Source organism: Pseudodesulfovibrio nedwellii (assembly GCF_027923765.1).
Classification (GTDB): domain Bacteria; phylum Desulfobacterota; class Desulfovibrionia; order Desulfovibrionales; family Desulfovibrionaceae; genus Pseudodesulfovibrio; species Pseudodesulfovibrio nedwellii.
The window spans coordinates 367,501-381,316 of sequence record NZ_AP026709.1 but is presented as its reverse complement, the minus strand read 5'-3'; the positions used below and the strand labels follow the sequence as shown (position 1 = coordinate 381,316).

Below are 13,816 nucleotides of genomic sequence, written 5' to 3'. Positions count from 1 at the left end.
GAAAAGCCCTCTGCATGCAGAGGGCTTTTCATTTATTTGCTTCAACAACTTACTCCAAAGATGAAGCGACCTTTTCTGCATTTTCAAGAATTTCTTTTTTATCCTGCAAGCCATCGATAAATCGCTGAGGAATTCCCTGGATTCCGACCATGGCTCCAGAAAGAGCTCCTGTCATACAGGCACGTGCCATATTATTACCACCGCCGTTAATAGCTGTAAGTACAGCCGTTTCAAAGTCACCATAAAATCGACAGGCCAACCAATAGGCCGCCGGGACCATGAACCCAAGCTGACAGGCCAAGCCATACACTTGAGCAATGGCATGCGGCGGCTCAATAACTACTTCCGGATTAGTAGCCACACCATGCACGAATCCAGGTTGTAAAAACACATCTATCAAAGCTCTATCGACTTCATGCTGCGCCCACCCCATCAAGGATTTACCAGAACTCTCCAGACTCTTGCCCCGAACAAGACGACAAACAGCAAGAACAAAAGCAAGAGATTGCGCCTGAATAAACGGCTCTGCATGCGTCAGATGAACATTGCCCATGACATGTGCAGCCAAATCTCGCGGTTTATTCGCATAGCGTGCGGCAAGCATGACACCTCGAATGGCAGCCTCACCCGAATCAGACAGTCCCGCAGCCTCATCCCACGCTAATCCGACCTTACGCGCCTCCCAGACCTCTCGCATGGCAATATCCGTATATCGACCTCCATTCGGAGTCCCATCAAGCGTACCAAGAAAGCCATCGAGTTTCTCAGTGAAGTCTAATTCCTCATACTTGCCCTTCACAGCCAACGATTGCAGCAACAAGAGGGAAACCTGCCCTGTTTGCGACACATCGCCAGCCCTACATCCGTCGTGATACCGACCCGTTTTTGGCTGCATATAATCAGAAATCCATTCACCGTAATCCTTACGTAATTCATTCAAATCGTAATACCAATGCGGCCCCAACCCAAGCGCATCACCAACAAACATACCGACAATGCTGCCCATGGCCCGATCTTTCTTTGTCAGTTCAGCCATACATTCCTCCAATTTCAGCCACCATACACGAAAAAAGCTCAAAGGCACCCCACACGACACGATGCCTAATTGTCAGCTCAAAAAAGACTGACACACAACATTTTTCTCTTCATATGGAAAACTTTTCCAAGGCCCAATATTTGCATTTTAAAATACGGTGGAAAAGTTTACCCACTGGACAAAACAATGAACATATCGACCACACCAGACACTCTTTTCCCAACCGCAGCGCGAAACGCACGATCGTTGGTACGGACGATCTCGTCCGAAGGCATGGCGCTTGAGCCCGAAAAGACAGAAGAAGAAAAACGTCTGGAATCTTCATCTTTTTCTTTCCAAAAAGAACTGACACCTGAAGAAAATAATAGGGTCTTGTTTCTCAAGAACATGCTCGCCCAACTCCTGACCATGGGGGATGGTCAACCAACGGAAGAACAGAAAGCCCGCATTAAAGAAATCGAAAAAGAGATTGCAGATATAACCGGTGTTAAAATGAGTTCAAGCATTGCGGATGCAACGAACAAAATGCCCGGTAAAAAAGACGATGATGAAAAGGAAGAAGCCAAGAACCGGCAAACAACAGGAATAGATCCTAAAGAAGCAAATCATGCCATAACGGAAAAGACTGAAAAGAGTATGAATCCCGGCATGCAAATGCTTCAACAAAACGCCTTTTTTGCACAACTGGGTACACAGTTCGATAAAACAGCCGGACTCCTTTCTACTTCAGCCCAATAACCACCGCAGACGTAAATCATAAAAAAAGGCCGAACGGTAAACCGCTCGGCCTTTTCATTATTCATTTTATCGTCTTACTGACGAGCAGGTCTTTGCAACTCGTCCTTGAGCAATTCGGCAGCAACCGGTGCTTCACCATGTTTCTTGTGCCAAACAGTCTCGGAACCTGCTTGCAAAGCATTGTCGATGACTTCATCCATAGTCTTGACCGGTATAATCTCAAGATCCTTAAGAATATCCTTCGGGACATCCTTGAGATTTTTCTCATTCTCAAACGGAATAAGCACGGTTTTGATAAGACCTCGGTGTGCTGCCAACAACTTTTCACGCAGACCGCCAATGGGCAAAACCCGTCCACGCAGGGTAATCTCTCCGGTCATAGCCAGATCGTGGCGAACCGGAATATTCAACAACGAGGAAATAAGCGCGGTAGTCATAGTGACACCAGCACTCGGGCCGTCCTTGGGCGTAGCTCCGTCAGGCACATGAATATGAATATCCACCTGCTTGTAAAAATTCGGCTTAAGGCCGAGCAAGTCGGACCGTGAACGAATATAGGAAACAGCGGCACGGGCAGATTCCTGCATGACATCGCCGAGCTTACCGGTGATCTCCACCTTGCCCTTACCAGGCATAAGCACGACTTCAACCAGCAGCATTTCACCGCCAAGCTGAGTCCAGGCCAAACCGTTACACACACCAACCTGCGAGGCTTCCTCACGTTCGCCATAGCTGAATTTGGTCACGCCAAGCATCTTTTGCAAGCCTTGCCGGGTAATTGAGATAACCTTTTCACGGTTCTTCTCTTCAACTATCTTCATAGCTGATTTGCGACAAATGGAAGCGAGTTCTCGTTCCAGATTACGAACACCCGCTTCCTTAGTGTAGTACCTGACCACATCAAGAATAGCGTTTTCGGACAGCTTGAGATTTTCCGGCTTGAGGCCGTGCTGTTCAAGCTGTTTGGGCATCAGAAATCCCTTGGCAATCTCCACCTTCTCGTTTTCAAGATAACCGGGCAACCGGATAATCTCCATACGATCCTGCAATGGCAACGGAATACCTTCCAGGCTGTTGGCCGTGGTGATGAAGAACACCTTGGACAGATCGTAATCCAAATCCAGATAATGATCGTTGAATGCGTAATTCTGTTCCGGATCGAGAACTTCCAGCAATGCTGCGGACGGATCGCCTCGGAAATCGGCAGACATTTTGTCCACCTCATCCAGACAGATAACGGGGTTATTAAATTTCACCCGCTTCAAAGACTGAATGATCTTACCAGGCATGGCACCGACATAGGTACGACGGTGACCACGAATCTCGGCCTCGTCACGTACACCACCCAAAGAGAGCCGCAAAAATTCACGGTCCATGGAACGGGCAATAGACTTGGCAATGGAAGTCTTACCTACGCCGGGAGGACCTACAAAACAGAGGATTGGACCTTTCATGGTCTCAACCAACGTCTGGACGGCCAAATATTCAAGGATACGTTGCTTGGGCTTTTGTAAACCGAAATGGTCCTCATCAAGGATGGTACGGGCCTGAACAATGTCCACGTCCTTATCGTCCTTAATGTCGTCCCACGGCAGATCAAGCACCCAGTCGATATAATTGCGCACCACAGTGTATTCCGCACTGGAAGGCTGCATGGTACGCATCTTCTTTATTTCCTTACGAACGCGCTCGCGATTCTCTTCGGACATAGGCTTGGCTTCAAGCTGTTCCACCATCTCCAGAGCCTCGGCCTGTGGGTCGTCTTCACGCCCCATTTCCTTGTTGATGGCTTTGACCTGTTCGTTGAGATAGTACTCGCGCTGATTCTTTTCCATCTGATCTTTCACGCGCCCTTTGACGCGCTTCTCAATGGAAACAATCTCGATTTCACCGAGCAACAATTCATAGACACGCTCAAGCCGTCTGGACGGATCAAGCTCCTCAAGAATTTCCTGCTTGCGGGAAAACTCAATTTTGAGATGCGGCATGATTTGGTCAGCCAACGGACCGGGGTCCTTGATGGTAGACATCGCCAAAATGGCCTCGGGAGCCACCTTTTTATTAACTTTGCCGAAATCATCCAAAGACTCATGCACAGCACGAATCAAGGCCTTTGCCTCCGAAGTGGCTTCCTTGGACTCATCCAAAACAGCAAAATGCGCCTTGGGAAAGTCCCCTTCTTCCTCTCCGTAGGGAATCATATCATTTTCAGGATCCCAGGAAGCACGGGACACACCCTCAAACAACACCTTGATAGTGCCGTCGGGCAACCGAAGCATCTGCAATATTTTGCTGACCGTCCCCACACGATACAAATCGTCGGCTTCGGGATGCTCCGTTTCCGGGGTTTTCTGGGTAACCAAGAATATCTGTTTACCATAGTCCGCGACAGCGGCCTCAATGGCTTTTATTGATGCCTCACGCCCGACAAACAACGGGACGATAGACTTCGGAAACATAACCACTTCCCGAAGAGACATCATGGGAAGGGTCTGGGTTTCAGGGGATTTCTTGCCGTCAAATCCAAAGGTCGGCATTGATTCCTCCGATGGTTATATATATGGCAGCACTCCCTCTTTGGGGAGTGTTTGCCGTCGATAAATAGGAAGTAATATCCACAGGCTAATTGTCAACGCCCGTGTCCAATCTATGCTGATTTAACTTCCTGATGATACAACAAAAGTGGCTCCATGTCGCTTTCGACCACAGCCTTGTTGATGACGCATTCGCGCACATCAGGCATGGCAGGCAATTTGTACATGATGTCGAGCATGGTCTTTTCAAGGACGTTACGCAAACCACGTGCACCGGTCTTACGCTCACTGGCCTGCTTAGCAACGGCCAACAATGCGTTCTCAGTAAACGTCAACTCAACCTTATCCAGCTCGAAAAGCTTATGATATTGCTTGATCAACGCATTCTTCGGCTCCTGAAGGATACGAACCAAATCTTCTTCAGTCAGTTCCTGCAATGCAGTCTGCACCGGGATACGGCCCACAAACTCGGGAATAAGACCAAACTTGATAAGATCCATAGGCTCTGACAAAGCAAACAGTTCGCCAAGATCCATTTCCTTCTTGGCCTCGACCTTTGCTCCAAACCCTAAACCGGAACCGGTATTTCGCTGCTGAACGATCTTGTCCAACCCGATAAATGCACCACCCAAAATAAACAGAATATTCGAGGTATCCATACGGATGAATTCCTGCTGCGGGTGCTTGCGTCCGCCCTTGGGCGGAATGTTGGCCTCTGTGCCTTCGATAATCTTAAGCAACGCCTGCTGCACACCCTCACCCGACACGTCACGCGTAATGGACGGAGAGTCGCCCTTCCGGGCTACCTTGTCGATTTCATCGATATAAATGATACCGCGAGAAGCGGAATCAATATCATAATCGGCATTCTGCAACAGCTGCACAAGAATATTTTCCACGTCCTCGCCCACATAACCAGCTTCGGTCAACGTGGTCGCATCGGCTATGGCAAACGGAACCTTCAGCACGCGGGCCAAAGTCTGCGCCAACAAAGTCTTACCTGAACCGGTAGGACCGATAAGCAGAATGTTGGACTTGTCGATTTCGATCTCATCCGGGCCAGAATTGGCCGCGGCATAAAAAACACGCTTGTAATGATTGTGCACGGCCACAGACAAAATCTTCTTAGCCTGATCCTGACCAATGACATACTGGTCAAGCAGCTCTTTAATCTCCTGAGGAGGCAGCAAGCGACCATCTTCGAATTCTTCGCTAATGGTTTCCTGAGCCATAATGTCATTGCACAAGGCAACGCATTCGTCACAAATATACACGTCAGGTCCGGCGATAAGCCGCTGGACCTCCACCTGTGTTTTACTGCAAAAGGAGCAGCTCAAATCTGATGGATTAGATTTCTTTTCACTCATGGTCTTTAACCCTTGCTTTCGCCCACGTCTTCTCTGGACCTCATAACCTTGTCAATCAGGCCATACTTGCAGGCTTCCTCAGAAGACATGAAATAGTCACGCTCGGTATCCTTTTGGATTTTATCGAGCTTCTGACCAGTGTGTTCGACCAGGATGCCATTGAGTTCATCTCTCAAGCGCAAAATTTCCTGGGCATGAATATGGATGTCGGAGGCCTGTCCCTGCGCGCCACCAAGCGGCTGGTGAATCATGATACGGCTGTGAGGCAATGCGTAACGCATGCCATTCTCACCGGCACAAAGCAACAAAGCTCCCATGCTGGCAGCCTGTCCGAGGCACAATGTGGCCACGGGGGCAGAGATATACTGCATGGTATCATAAATGGCCATGCCAGCGGAAACAGCTCCGCCCGGCGAATTAATATACATGTAAATCTCCTTTTCCGGGTCTTCGGACTCCAGGAAAAGAAGCTGTGCGCAAATAAGGCTTGCCACATTATCGTCAATAGCGCTGCCAAGCAGAATGATCCGGTCTTTGAGCAGTCGGGAATAAATATCGTACGCGCGTTCGGTACGACCAGTCGTTTCAATGACCATCGGAATGGCGACCATGAACATCTCCTTCTCGGGAACTTATCAGGTTATCGGACGGCGAATGCGAAAATATGAGGATCTCATTTGCGCTCGGACTGACCTTCAACGGTCATTTCCGCCCTTTTTAGCGTGAGTTCAGTATGAAATATTTCCCCAGTTAGGACAAGGGGAAACTTCTGCCTTAAGCCTTGGACCAAATAGGTATTGCGTCGCCAAGGTCAAGGGCAAACACCAAAAAAAACGGCGACCCGGACAAATCCGGGTCGCCGCATTTCATTCTATGCGGAGAAACGAATTCTCTACGCGTCCTTTTCAGCCTGGAACTTCTCAGCGCGTTCCTGAAGCTTAGCCAAAGAATATCCCTTGGCTGTGGACTCCTTGAGGCCGAGGTTGGCAACTGCCCACTCAACAGCTTCAGCCTTGTTCTCAAACTGTATCGAAGCACTCTCTTTCGAAGCGGCTTTCTTTGCAGGAGCTTTTTTCCCTTCGGTCGGTGCTGCGATCATTTTGACTTCTGCTGCGTCGTAAATCAACTCGGAAGCCTTATCGCACAACAAACGATCCTTCAGTGGCACAATGAGGTTGTTATCCTCATAATACTTTTTGAGATCATGCAGGGGCTGACGAGTCTGCATGGCCAACTGGGTCAGAGTGGATTCGATCTCCTCGGGGGAAATTTCCAGAGACTCTTCGTTGGCAACAGCCAGCAGGAAGATTTCAGTACGAACAGTGGATTCAGCTTCTTCGCGGAAATCACCACGTAATTCTTCAGGAGTTTTTCCCAAAGATTGGAAACCTTTGCCCTGCCGATCCAATTTGTATTCGAGATCCTGAATCAGACGATCAATACGATCCTCAACCATGGCCGGCGGCAACGGGAAGTCCTTGATCTCACTAATGATGTTGGCAAGCAATTCGGACTGTGCCTTGGACTGGTTCATCTGCTTGCGCTGGGAAGCGTAAGACTCACGAATACCGGTACGCATGGTATCAACATCCTTGAATCCGGCCTTCTGGGCAACGGAGTCACTCATTTCGGGAGTGATACGTTCCTTGATAGCGTGCAACTTGGCCTTCATGGTCACGGTCTGACCAGCCAAGTTCTCGTTGATGAAGTCGGCCGGAAAAGTGACATCGGTCTCACCGGATTCACCAGTGGTCAAAGTTTTGAGCATGTCTTCAAACTCGGGCAGAGCCTGATTGTCGCCCAGAACCAAATCAAAATTTTCAGCCTGGATGCCTTCGACGATCTGGTCGCCCTGATACGCACCAAAGCTCACGGAAACGACTTCGCCATCCTTGGCATTGCGAACATCCTCGAGGACCTTCACTTCAGCATTGTTCGCCAGGATACGGGATTCGACTTCAGCAACTTCTTCGTCGCCAACGACAACGTCCAATTCCTCGACCTTCAATCCTTTATAATTGGGCAGATCCAACTTGGGAGCAACCTCAAATTCAATAGAATACGAAAAATCTTCGTCACGAGCCAATTCCTTGGCATCGACATCGATACGGGACATAGGCTGAATGGACAAACCACTCATAATTTCATTGATCTGATAATTGATCAAATCAGTAGTGGCTTCACCGTAAATCTGTTTACGATACTTGGACTCGACGATCGTGGACGGGACCTTACCTTTACGAAATCCTTTAACATCAGCCTGCATACGATACAGGGCAATTGCCGTAGAAATAGCTGCGTTAGCCTCTTCTGCGGGGACTTCAACCGAAATTTTCCGTTTTACCGGCGAGAGTTCTTCGACATTGTATTCCATGAAATGTATCCTCCTGAAACGTCTTGCAAGACAAGTAATATGGCTTTTTTGGTGCGGGCGGAGGGACTCGAACCCCCAAACCGAAGAGGTACCAGATCCTAAATCTGGCGCGTTTACCAATTCCGCCACGCCCGCGAAAAGAACGTGCTTATTAAGCAAGCTCCTCGAGATATGTCAACCTTACAGACTGAAGAAATGCCAAAATCTACTCATCTTCAGGAAAAGACGATATGGATTCTGCAATTTTCCGCAACAAAATCACAAGCGCGTCGATGTCCGAAGCCCAGACATACACCGCAGGCTCACGTCCTATGCCGCCGGGGTCACCCATGCCATCGACAGTCTCTGGAACTGCATGCTCCTTAAGAATCTCAAAGGCCCCCCATTCTTCCAGTCCTCCATCTTCAACCTTTATATAATCGGGCTTACGCCCTTGATCCAACCATACAATTTCCACTCCGGCCTTCTCAAAGGCAGACACAAGGGTTGGCTGCCCGCTCAAGACAACTGCAGCCCCTAATTCGGGACGCAATCTACGAGCGGCCAAAAGCGCAGATGCTGTACGAAAAGATGCCCCAAATTCAGGATAACCAACCACAGCAATTCTTCCATTCGCCATCGAAAAGAAACCACCGGATAAACCGGCCACTTCAGCGCGGTTATCCGCAAACGGCAGAGCCACGGCCACGTTGCCCCGCCTCCGCGAAAACATCTTCTGCGCCCCTTCAGCCGCAGCCAGTTTTCGCGCAAAAACATCCACTTGAGACATAACGCCCTGCCGTGCTCGCTCTTTCAACCAGGGAGCCGCATGGTTAGGCGGACCGCCACCTTCTCCGACCCTAAATCCTGCACGCAAGGCAAAATTCAAATATTCCTGAGCACGGACAATGGCGGCAACAGGGTCCAATCCCTGCCCAAGCCCAGTCGCAATCGCTGCCGACAAAGTACATCCGGTTCCATGTGTACACTCGGTATCAACTCGATGCTGCATCAGAGGAATAGGCTCTAAGCCAGATGCGAAAAACCAATCAGTGACAGCAAAAGAATCCGCATGCCCACCTTTGATAAGCAAAGACTTCGGCCCCATATCCATTAAAATCTTTGCAGCAGCAAAAACATCTTCCCGACTCTTAATGGACATCCCGGTAAAAAGCTCTGCCTCAGGCAGATTGGGCGTCAACACGTCTGCCAAAGGAAACATCAACTCGACCATGGCCTCTACGGCTTCATCCTTCAAAAGCTTCGCACCCGACGTAGACACGCAAACAGGATCAACAACCAAAGGGAAATTACGATCAACCAATCGGGAGGCAATCACTTCGATTATAGGCGCAGAAAACAACATTCCTGTTTTGGCGGCATCCACCGTAATATCTTCAAGAACTGTCGAAAGCTGTTGGCCGACAAATTTGGCCGAAGGCGCATGAATACCGGTAACAGCCTTGGTGTTCTGAGCTGTTAACGCAGTAATGACGCTCGCCCCGTAACCTCCAAGCATGGTTATAGCCTTGAGGTCCGCTTGAATACCAGCTCCACCACCGGAATCAGATCCGGCAATAGTCAGGATGCATGGGAGTCGATCCACAATAAACCTCCAAAAACAAAAAAACGATCACCCGCAGGCAATACCACCTGAGCGGGACAATCGCATCAAGAAAAAAGCAAAGTGGCCCGAAGGCCCTATCCTAGCCGCAAGACAACTTAACGTAGTCCTCTACAGAAACGCCGTTCCAGGCCTTACTGACCCAATACGCCGTTGCCCAAATCATGAGGGCGGTTGCCTGAAGATCCGTCAATCTGCGTAATTTGACTTCAAGATTGGACTTACTCGCGCCATGCTGAATATGAACATTGTGTTCATCACAAGCCTCTTCAACCCGAAGAAGAAGGTAAGCCTGCTTCGACTGATTTGGCAGGAGTTTTACTTCCTTATGTGATTCCAAGATTGTCTTCAGCTCGGCTACCGAAAAATCACTGGAGACATTGCGGATGGATTTGAAAAATACATCCACAGCCCACGGCAGGATGAATTCAGCACCAGCACTCTTGGTCTTGAAGTAGTCCTTGAGCCATTTTTCCTGATCATGTGTAATTCTTGCTGCGACCTGGGGCATACCATCTCCTCCAAATGAACCGACGAAACATACAACCTATGGTTTATTTAGCAGTAGCTATATAAGCAATACGGCCAAAGGAATCAAGAGTTTTTCTAGAATATCATTAAATAAAATTAGGAACTAGCCATTAAACACCATCCTTAACTGCCTGAAAAGCGTTAACAACAGTGCATCAGGGGCATCATTCCCATCAATATTCAATCGTATAATTTCAGTAACGGTATTCTTACTGGGCGTTATGGTTTTCTTGGCAACTAAAACGACAGCCTGCTCACGCCCTGTCTCTGCATCTTCGGTTCGAACAACAAGCACCCAATGGGCATCCTGCTGTCTCCAAGAAGTTTCAACCCCAACGTGATCCGATTCTTTACGCTCAATCAAATGAACAAAATCTTCCAACGAAAAAGCTTTTTTACCCTTCCCTTGCACGCCTAAGAACTCTCCACCAGATGCTATGACGAGCGGACTGGCAAGAAAGTCGGCTGGAGGGAAATCAATCCCGCCGGCGTCACCACGCCCCGAGAAACGACGCCTTAAAGACACAAGCTCCGTTCGTAAAGATTCAAGCTCAACCTGCTGCGCTCGCTCCCACTCACCCCGCCCTTCTCTCAAAGCAGCCACTTCATCACGAAGAGACCGTATCTCACTCTGAAAAAGAGACTGATTATCAAGCACATCAGACATACGAGACAGTACACCAGCAAGCTCAACAATCTCTTTCGAGGACGTTACTTGATCAAATGACTGATCAGACTGTTGATCACTCATTAACACACTGAATTTGAGAGCTAATTCTCTTTCAATTTGTTCAGTAGACCAGTTGTCATTGAACATTGTGCGAATCCTCCTGAAGATTTCCAAGACTTCAATGGGGTACCGGGGACGACGACCTTCCCCGCCTTCTGATGGGATATATTTTTCAAACTTATCTTTATAATAGACGATAGTTGACGGCGGTATGTTTAACTGCCGACCAACTTCTCGCAAACTAATAAATTTCTTATTCATACGCCCAACACCTTGTTGATCACTGCTCTTCATGTTGTTCATAATGCAAAAAAAAACATCATGTCAAGGAAATTTTAAACAGCTATGAACAACTCCGAACAAAAAGGAGATCAACTATAGAGACAAAAAAAGCGCCCCGGGAACCCCGGTGCGCTCAACATAATCTATAACAAAAAGAATTATTCTTCGAGACCAGCTCGTACTTCCTTAAGCGTATTCAAGACAGCCTGCATCTTATTACGCATCAATTCATCATCCATAGTGTTCCCAAGATAAGCGGCCTTCATGGCCATTTCATTAACCATATCATGCGCAATCATCTTCTTAATTTGAACAGGAATCCCCTTCTCCATATCAACCATACGGTTATCAAGGCTGGAAACATCATCGCGCAGTAGACCAAGACTCTTCACTTCATCGGTTAAACCAGCAATATTCCGGTTCATACCAAAGAAAAAAATAATCAATAAGACACCAACCAGTAGCGACACAATAATCGCAACTTTGCTCATATCTCTGTTTGCCTCAACCATACTGGCAGTCGGTTCATCAGACTGAACTGCTTCCTCAGCAGCATCGTCAGTAGTTTGAACCGTTTCCAACTTGTGGACTTTATTGTCTTCAGAATCCATAAGACCTTCTCCATTGATGCTTTATTATCCAATCTCTTAAATTGTACATTACAACATACGTTACCCGGACACCAGAATCAAGGTGTTGTCTCTCCGAATTTGCAAACTATGACATCTTGATAAAACTTCATTATATCTGAGCTAATAGAGTCTTTTGCCAATAGTAATATACCCATTCTTCTTGACAAGCCAAACTTTATACCTTGTATTATTGCTCTGTTAATATTTTTTAGATGTGGATTTCACTACATCCTTTACAACATACCCGACACAATATATTCTATATGTATATCAAGGAGCTACACATGGAAGATTATCTAAAAGAGGCGCTGGAAATCGTAAAAGCCCAAGCCGGTGTTCGTACAATGACGGAAGATGAAATAACTTCCATGGTTCAAAAACTTGCAGCGGGCATCAAGGCAATCGCAGACGGTGAAAATATTTCAACAGCCGACTCAGCAGTAGTTGACCCCAAAAAAGCTATCAGGGAAAAATCCATCCTCTGCTGTGTTTGCGGAAAAACGTTCAAAGTAATTACTAAAAAACATCTTTCCAGTCACGACCTGACTCCTGAAGAATACAGAGAAAAATTTGGGTATAAGAAAAAATTACCGTTAGTATGCAAATCTCTTCAACGAGAACGTCGCAAAAAAATGAAAGAAATGAAACTGTGGACTAAACGAGGAAAAAACAAATAATTTAAACGTTATTTCAAATTTCATATTATTTAAAGCCCGAGAAATCAATTCACGGGCTTTTCTATTTTCCCAGTGTCCTTGCAAAAATAAGGTCCATCGTCTCTTCAATACGCTTCCATCCTGCATCGGATTGTAAATCTACTCCACCGAGACTTTGATGAATCCGTGAACGAACAGCAAGGAAATTCACAGCACCGGCCATAACAAGCACCAATGCGGTCAGATCAACATCCCGCGGTGGTTCCTGCTCCATCATTTCAAAAAACTCCAGCGCAGTCTTAACACGCACCTCTTCCAAAACTTTGGTCAGCTCATTTCTCTCGAGTGCCTCCCATGCCAAAATTTCAAGTGTGTGTGGGCGTCGCAAAATAGCCTTCAAATAGCGCTTAAAGAACAAAGACATCAATTCATGTGACGACATTTCTTTGAGGCGAGCCTTGTTATCACCCAACAATTCTTCTGCTGTCGGCCAAAAATCAACAGTCTCACTGTATGCAGCCATCAGACCACGTAATCCTGAAAAATATCGATAAATTAATTTCTTATCAACACCAGCTTCACGAGCTACGAGATTGACCCCCAATTGCTGAAAACCAACTTCTGACACAACCTTCCCGACAGCCGTTATCAAACGTTTCTTTGTGAGCTCTTTATTTCGAATAGGTATGACTTTAGGGATAACTTTTATATCAACCACATCAACTCCCATACAACGATAATTTTCTCACAGCAGTATCCCAAACAAAAACGTCAGTGACAATGATTGTTTTTATCTGAAACCACCAGGTGTGCACATTCGAGAAACAATTTGAGTGCGGGCTGGGAATTGGTGGCCGGAAACAATGATAAAGTCTTGATTGATCTGGCCGGGATGGTCAACTTTGGTTTTCGCATGTTGAGTTGAGAACGCAGAAAAGCCCTGATTCATATGAATCAGGGCTTTTCTTAAAAGATCCTTGGCACCGACCTACTTTCCCACACGCTACCATGCAGTATCATCGGCGATGGAGGGCTTAACTACCGGGTTCGGAATGGGACCGGGTGTACCCCCTCCTCCTTGGGCACCAAGAAAAAGAGTTGAGTAATGTCTACTCAAATATATAAGTAAACAGGGGAAGAGAGAATTCCATTAAGTTGTTAAATAAGCCGCACGATCTATTAGTACTGGTTAGCTGAACAACTCACGTTGCTTACACACCCAGCCTATCAACCTTGTAGTCTTCAAGGGATCTTTAGGGACATAAATGTCCAGGGAGAACTAATCTTGAGGCTGGCTTCCCGCTTAGATGCTTTCAGCGGTTATCCTATCCGA

General features: G+C 47.2%; 12 protein-coding genes, 1 tRNA gene and 2 rRNA genes (1 of these 15 cut by a window edge). 2 read left to right on the top strand and 13 right to left on the bottom strand.

Going from position 1 to position 13,816, the window contains the following annotated elements; translation table 11 throughout:
* Nucleotides 1-49: 49 nt before the first annotated feature.
* Nucleotides 50-1,036 carry an ADP-ribosylglycohydrolase family protein gene (locus SYK_RS01790; RefSeq protein WP_281761911.1) on the bottom strand — a complete coding sequence of 329 codons (987 nt, stop codon included), beginning with the start codon at nucleotides 1,034-1,036 and terminating at the stop codon, nucleotides 50-52.
* A 186-nt stretch (nucleotides 1,037-1,222) separates the two neighbouring features.
* On the opposite strand from SYK_RS01790, the gene SYK_RS01785 reads away from it, so the two are divergent.
* The gene (locus SYK_RS01785) at nucleotides 1,223-1,774 is read left to right on the top strand and encodes a hypothetical protein (protein ID WP_281761910.1); all 552 of its coding nucleotides are present in this window, start codon (nucleotides 1,223-1,225) and stop codon (nucleotides 1,772-1,774) included.
* Nucleotides 1,775-1,848: 74 nt separating this feature from the next.
* On the opposite strand, the gene lon is transcribed toward SYK_RS01785, so the two are convergent.
* From lon to SYK_RS01740, 9 genes are all read right to left on the bottom strand, one after another.
* Entirely contained in the window at nucleotides 1,849-4,311 is a 2,463-nt protein-coding gene (lon, locus tag SYK_RS01780; RefSeq protein WP_281761909.1) for an endopeptidase La, read from the bottom strand.
* 110 nt (nucleotides 4,312-4,421) lie between these two features.
* Nucleotides 4,422-5,675: an ATP-dependent Clp protease ATP-binding subunit ClpX gene (gene clpX, locus SYK_RS01775; protein WP_281761908.1), complete on the bottom strand. Its 1,254-nt coding sequence runs from the start codon at nucleotides 5,673-5,675 to the stop codon at nucleotides 4,422-4,424.
* 5 nt (nucleotides 5,676-5,680) lie between these two features.
* Entirely contained in the window at nucleotides 5,681-6,286 is a 606-nt protein-coding gene (gene clpP / locus SYK_RS01770; RefSeq protein ID WP_281761907.1) for an ATP-dependent Clp endopeptidase proteolytic subunit ClpP, read from the bottom strand.
* Between the two features lie 281 nt (nucleotides 6,287-6,567).
* Complete coding sequence (gene tig, locus SYK_RS01765) at nucleotides 6,568-8,049, bottom strand: trigger factor (protein ID WP_281761906.1); 1,482 nt, start codon at nucleotides 8,047-8,049, stop codon at nucleotides 6,568-6,570.
* A 49-nt stretch (nucleotides 8,050-8,098) separates the two neighbouring features.
* A tRNA-Leu gene (locus SYK_RS01760) sits at nucleotides 8,099-8,184 on the bottom strand.
* Nucleotides 8,185-8,254: 70 nt separating this feature from the next.
* On the bottom strand, nucleotides 8,255-9,634 hold the full coding sequence (thiD, locus tag SYK_RS01755) for a bifunctional hydroxymethylpyrimidine kinase/phosphomethylpyrimidine kinase (RefSeq protein WP_281761905.1): 1,380 nt from the start codon (nucleotides 9,632-9,634) through the stop codon (nucleotides 8,255-8,257).
* A gap of 100 nt (nucleotides 9,635-9,734) precedes the next feature.
* The gene (locus SYK_RS01750) at nucleotides 9,735-10,163 is read right to left on the bottom strand and encodes a hypothetical protein (protein ID WP_281761904.1); all 429 of its coding nucleotides are present in this window, start codon (nucleotides 10,161-10,163) and stop codon (nucleotides 9,735-9,737) included.
* Nucleotides 10,164-10,286: 123 nt separating this feature from the next.
* On the bottom strand, nucleotides 10,287-11,216 hold the full coding sequence (locus tag SYK_RS01745; protein ID WP_281761903.1) for a MerR family transcriptional regulator: 930 nt from the start codon (nucleotides 11,214-11,216) through the stop codon (nucleotides 10,287-10,289).
* 137 nt (nucleotides 11,217-11,353) lie between these two features.
* The gene (locus SYK_RS01740; protein WP_281761902.1) at nucleotides 11,354-11,806 is read right to left on the bottom strand and encodes a hypothetical protein; all 453 of its coding nucleotides are present in this window, start codon (nucleotides 11,804-11,806) and stop codon (nucleotides 11,354-11,356) included.
* 305 nt (nucleotides 11,807-12,111) lie between these two features.
* On the opposite strand from SYK_RS01740, the gene SYK_RS01735 reads away from it, so the two are divergent.
* A complete protein-coding gene (locus SYK_RS01735) occupies nucleotides 12,112-12,504 on the top strand; it encodes a Ros/MucR family transcriptional regulator (RefSeq protein WP_281761901.1) in 393 nt (130 codons plus the stop codon).
* Between the two features lie 61 nt (nucleotides 12,505-12,565).
* On the opposite strand, the gene SYK_RS01730 is transcribed toward SYK_RS01735, so the two are convergent.
* The 3 genes from SYK_RS01730 to SYK_RS01720 all read right to left on the bottom strand — a co-directional run.
* Complete coding sequence (locus SYK_RS01730; RefSeq protein ID WP_281761900.1) at nucleotides 12,566-13,201, bottom strand: TetR/AcrR family transcriptional regulator; 636 nt, start codon at nucleotides 13,199-13,201, stop codon at nucleotides 12,566-12,568.
* 257 nt (nucleotides 13,202-13,458) lie between these two features.
* Nucleotides 13,459-13,573 (bottom strand): 5S ribosomal RNA (gene rrf, locus SYK_RS01725).
* Nucleotides 13,574-13,641: 68 nt separating this feature from the next.
* Nucleotides 13,642-13,816: ribosomal RNA gene (locus SYK_RS01720) — 23S ribosomal RNA — on the bottom strand (it continues 2,767 nt past the right edge of the window).

Bases quoted from the DNA above. Each gene is read 5' to 3' on its own strand.
- lon (WP_281761909.1), bottom strand. From the start codon at position 4,311: ATGCCGACCTTTGGATTTGACGGCAAGAAATCCCCTGAAACCCAGACC.
- clpX (WP_281761908.1), bottom strand. From the start codon at position 5,675: ATGAGTGAAAAGAAATCTAATCCATCAGATTTGAGCTGCTCCTTTTGC.
- SYK_RS01740 (WP_281761902.1), bottom strand. From the start codon at position 11,806: ATGGATTCTGAAGACAATAAAGTCCACAAGTTGGAAACGGTTCAAACT.
- clpP (WP_281761907.1), bottom strand. From the start codon at position 6,286: ATGGTCGCCATTCCGATGGTCATTGAAACGACTGGTCGTACCGAACGC.
- SYK_RS01750 (WP_281761904.1), bottom strand. From the start codon at position 10,163: ATGCCCCAGGTCGCAGCAAGAATTACACATGATCAGGAAAAATGGCTC.
- SYK_RS01785 (WP_281761910.1), top strand. From the start codon at position 1,223: ATGAACATATCGACCACACCAGACACTCTTTTCCCAACCGCAGCGCGA.
- tig (WP_281761906.1), bottom strand. From the start codon at position 8,049: ATGGAATACAATGTCGAAGAACTCTCGCCGGTAAAACGGAAAATTTCG.
- SYK_RS01790 (WP_281761911.1), bottom strand. From the start codon at position 1,036: ATGGCTGAACTGACAAAGAAAGATCGGGCCATGGGCAGCATTGTCGGT.
- SYK_RS01745 (WP_281761903.1), bottom strand. From the start codon at position 11,216: ATGAACAACATGAAGAGCAGTGATCAACAAGGTGTTGGGCGTATGAAT.
- SYK_RS01735 (WP_281761901.1), top strand. From the start codon at position 12,112: ATGGAAGATTATCTAAAAGAGGCGCTGGAAATCGTAAAAGCCCAAGCC.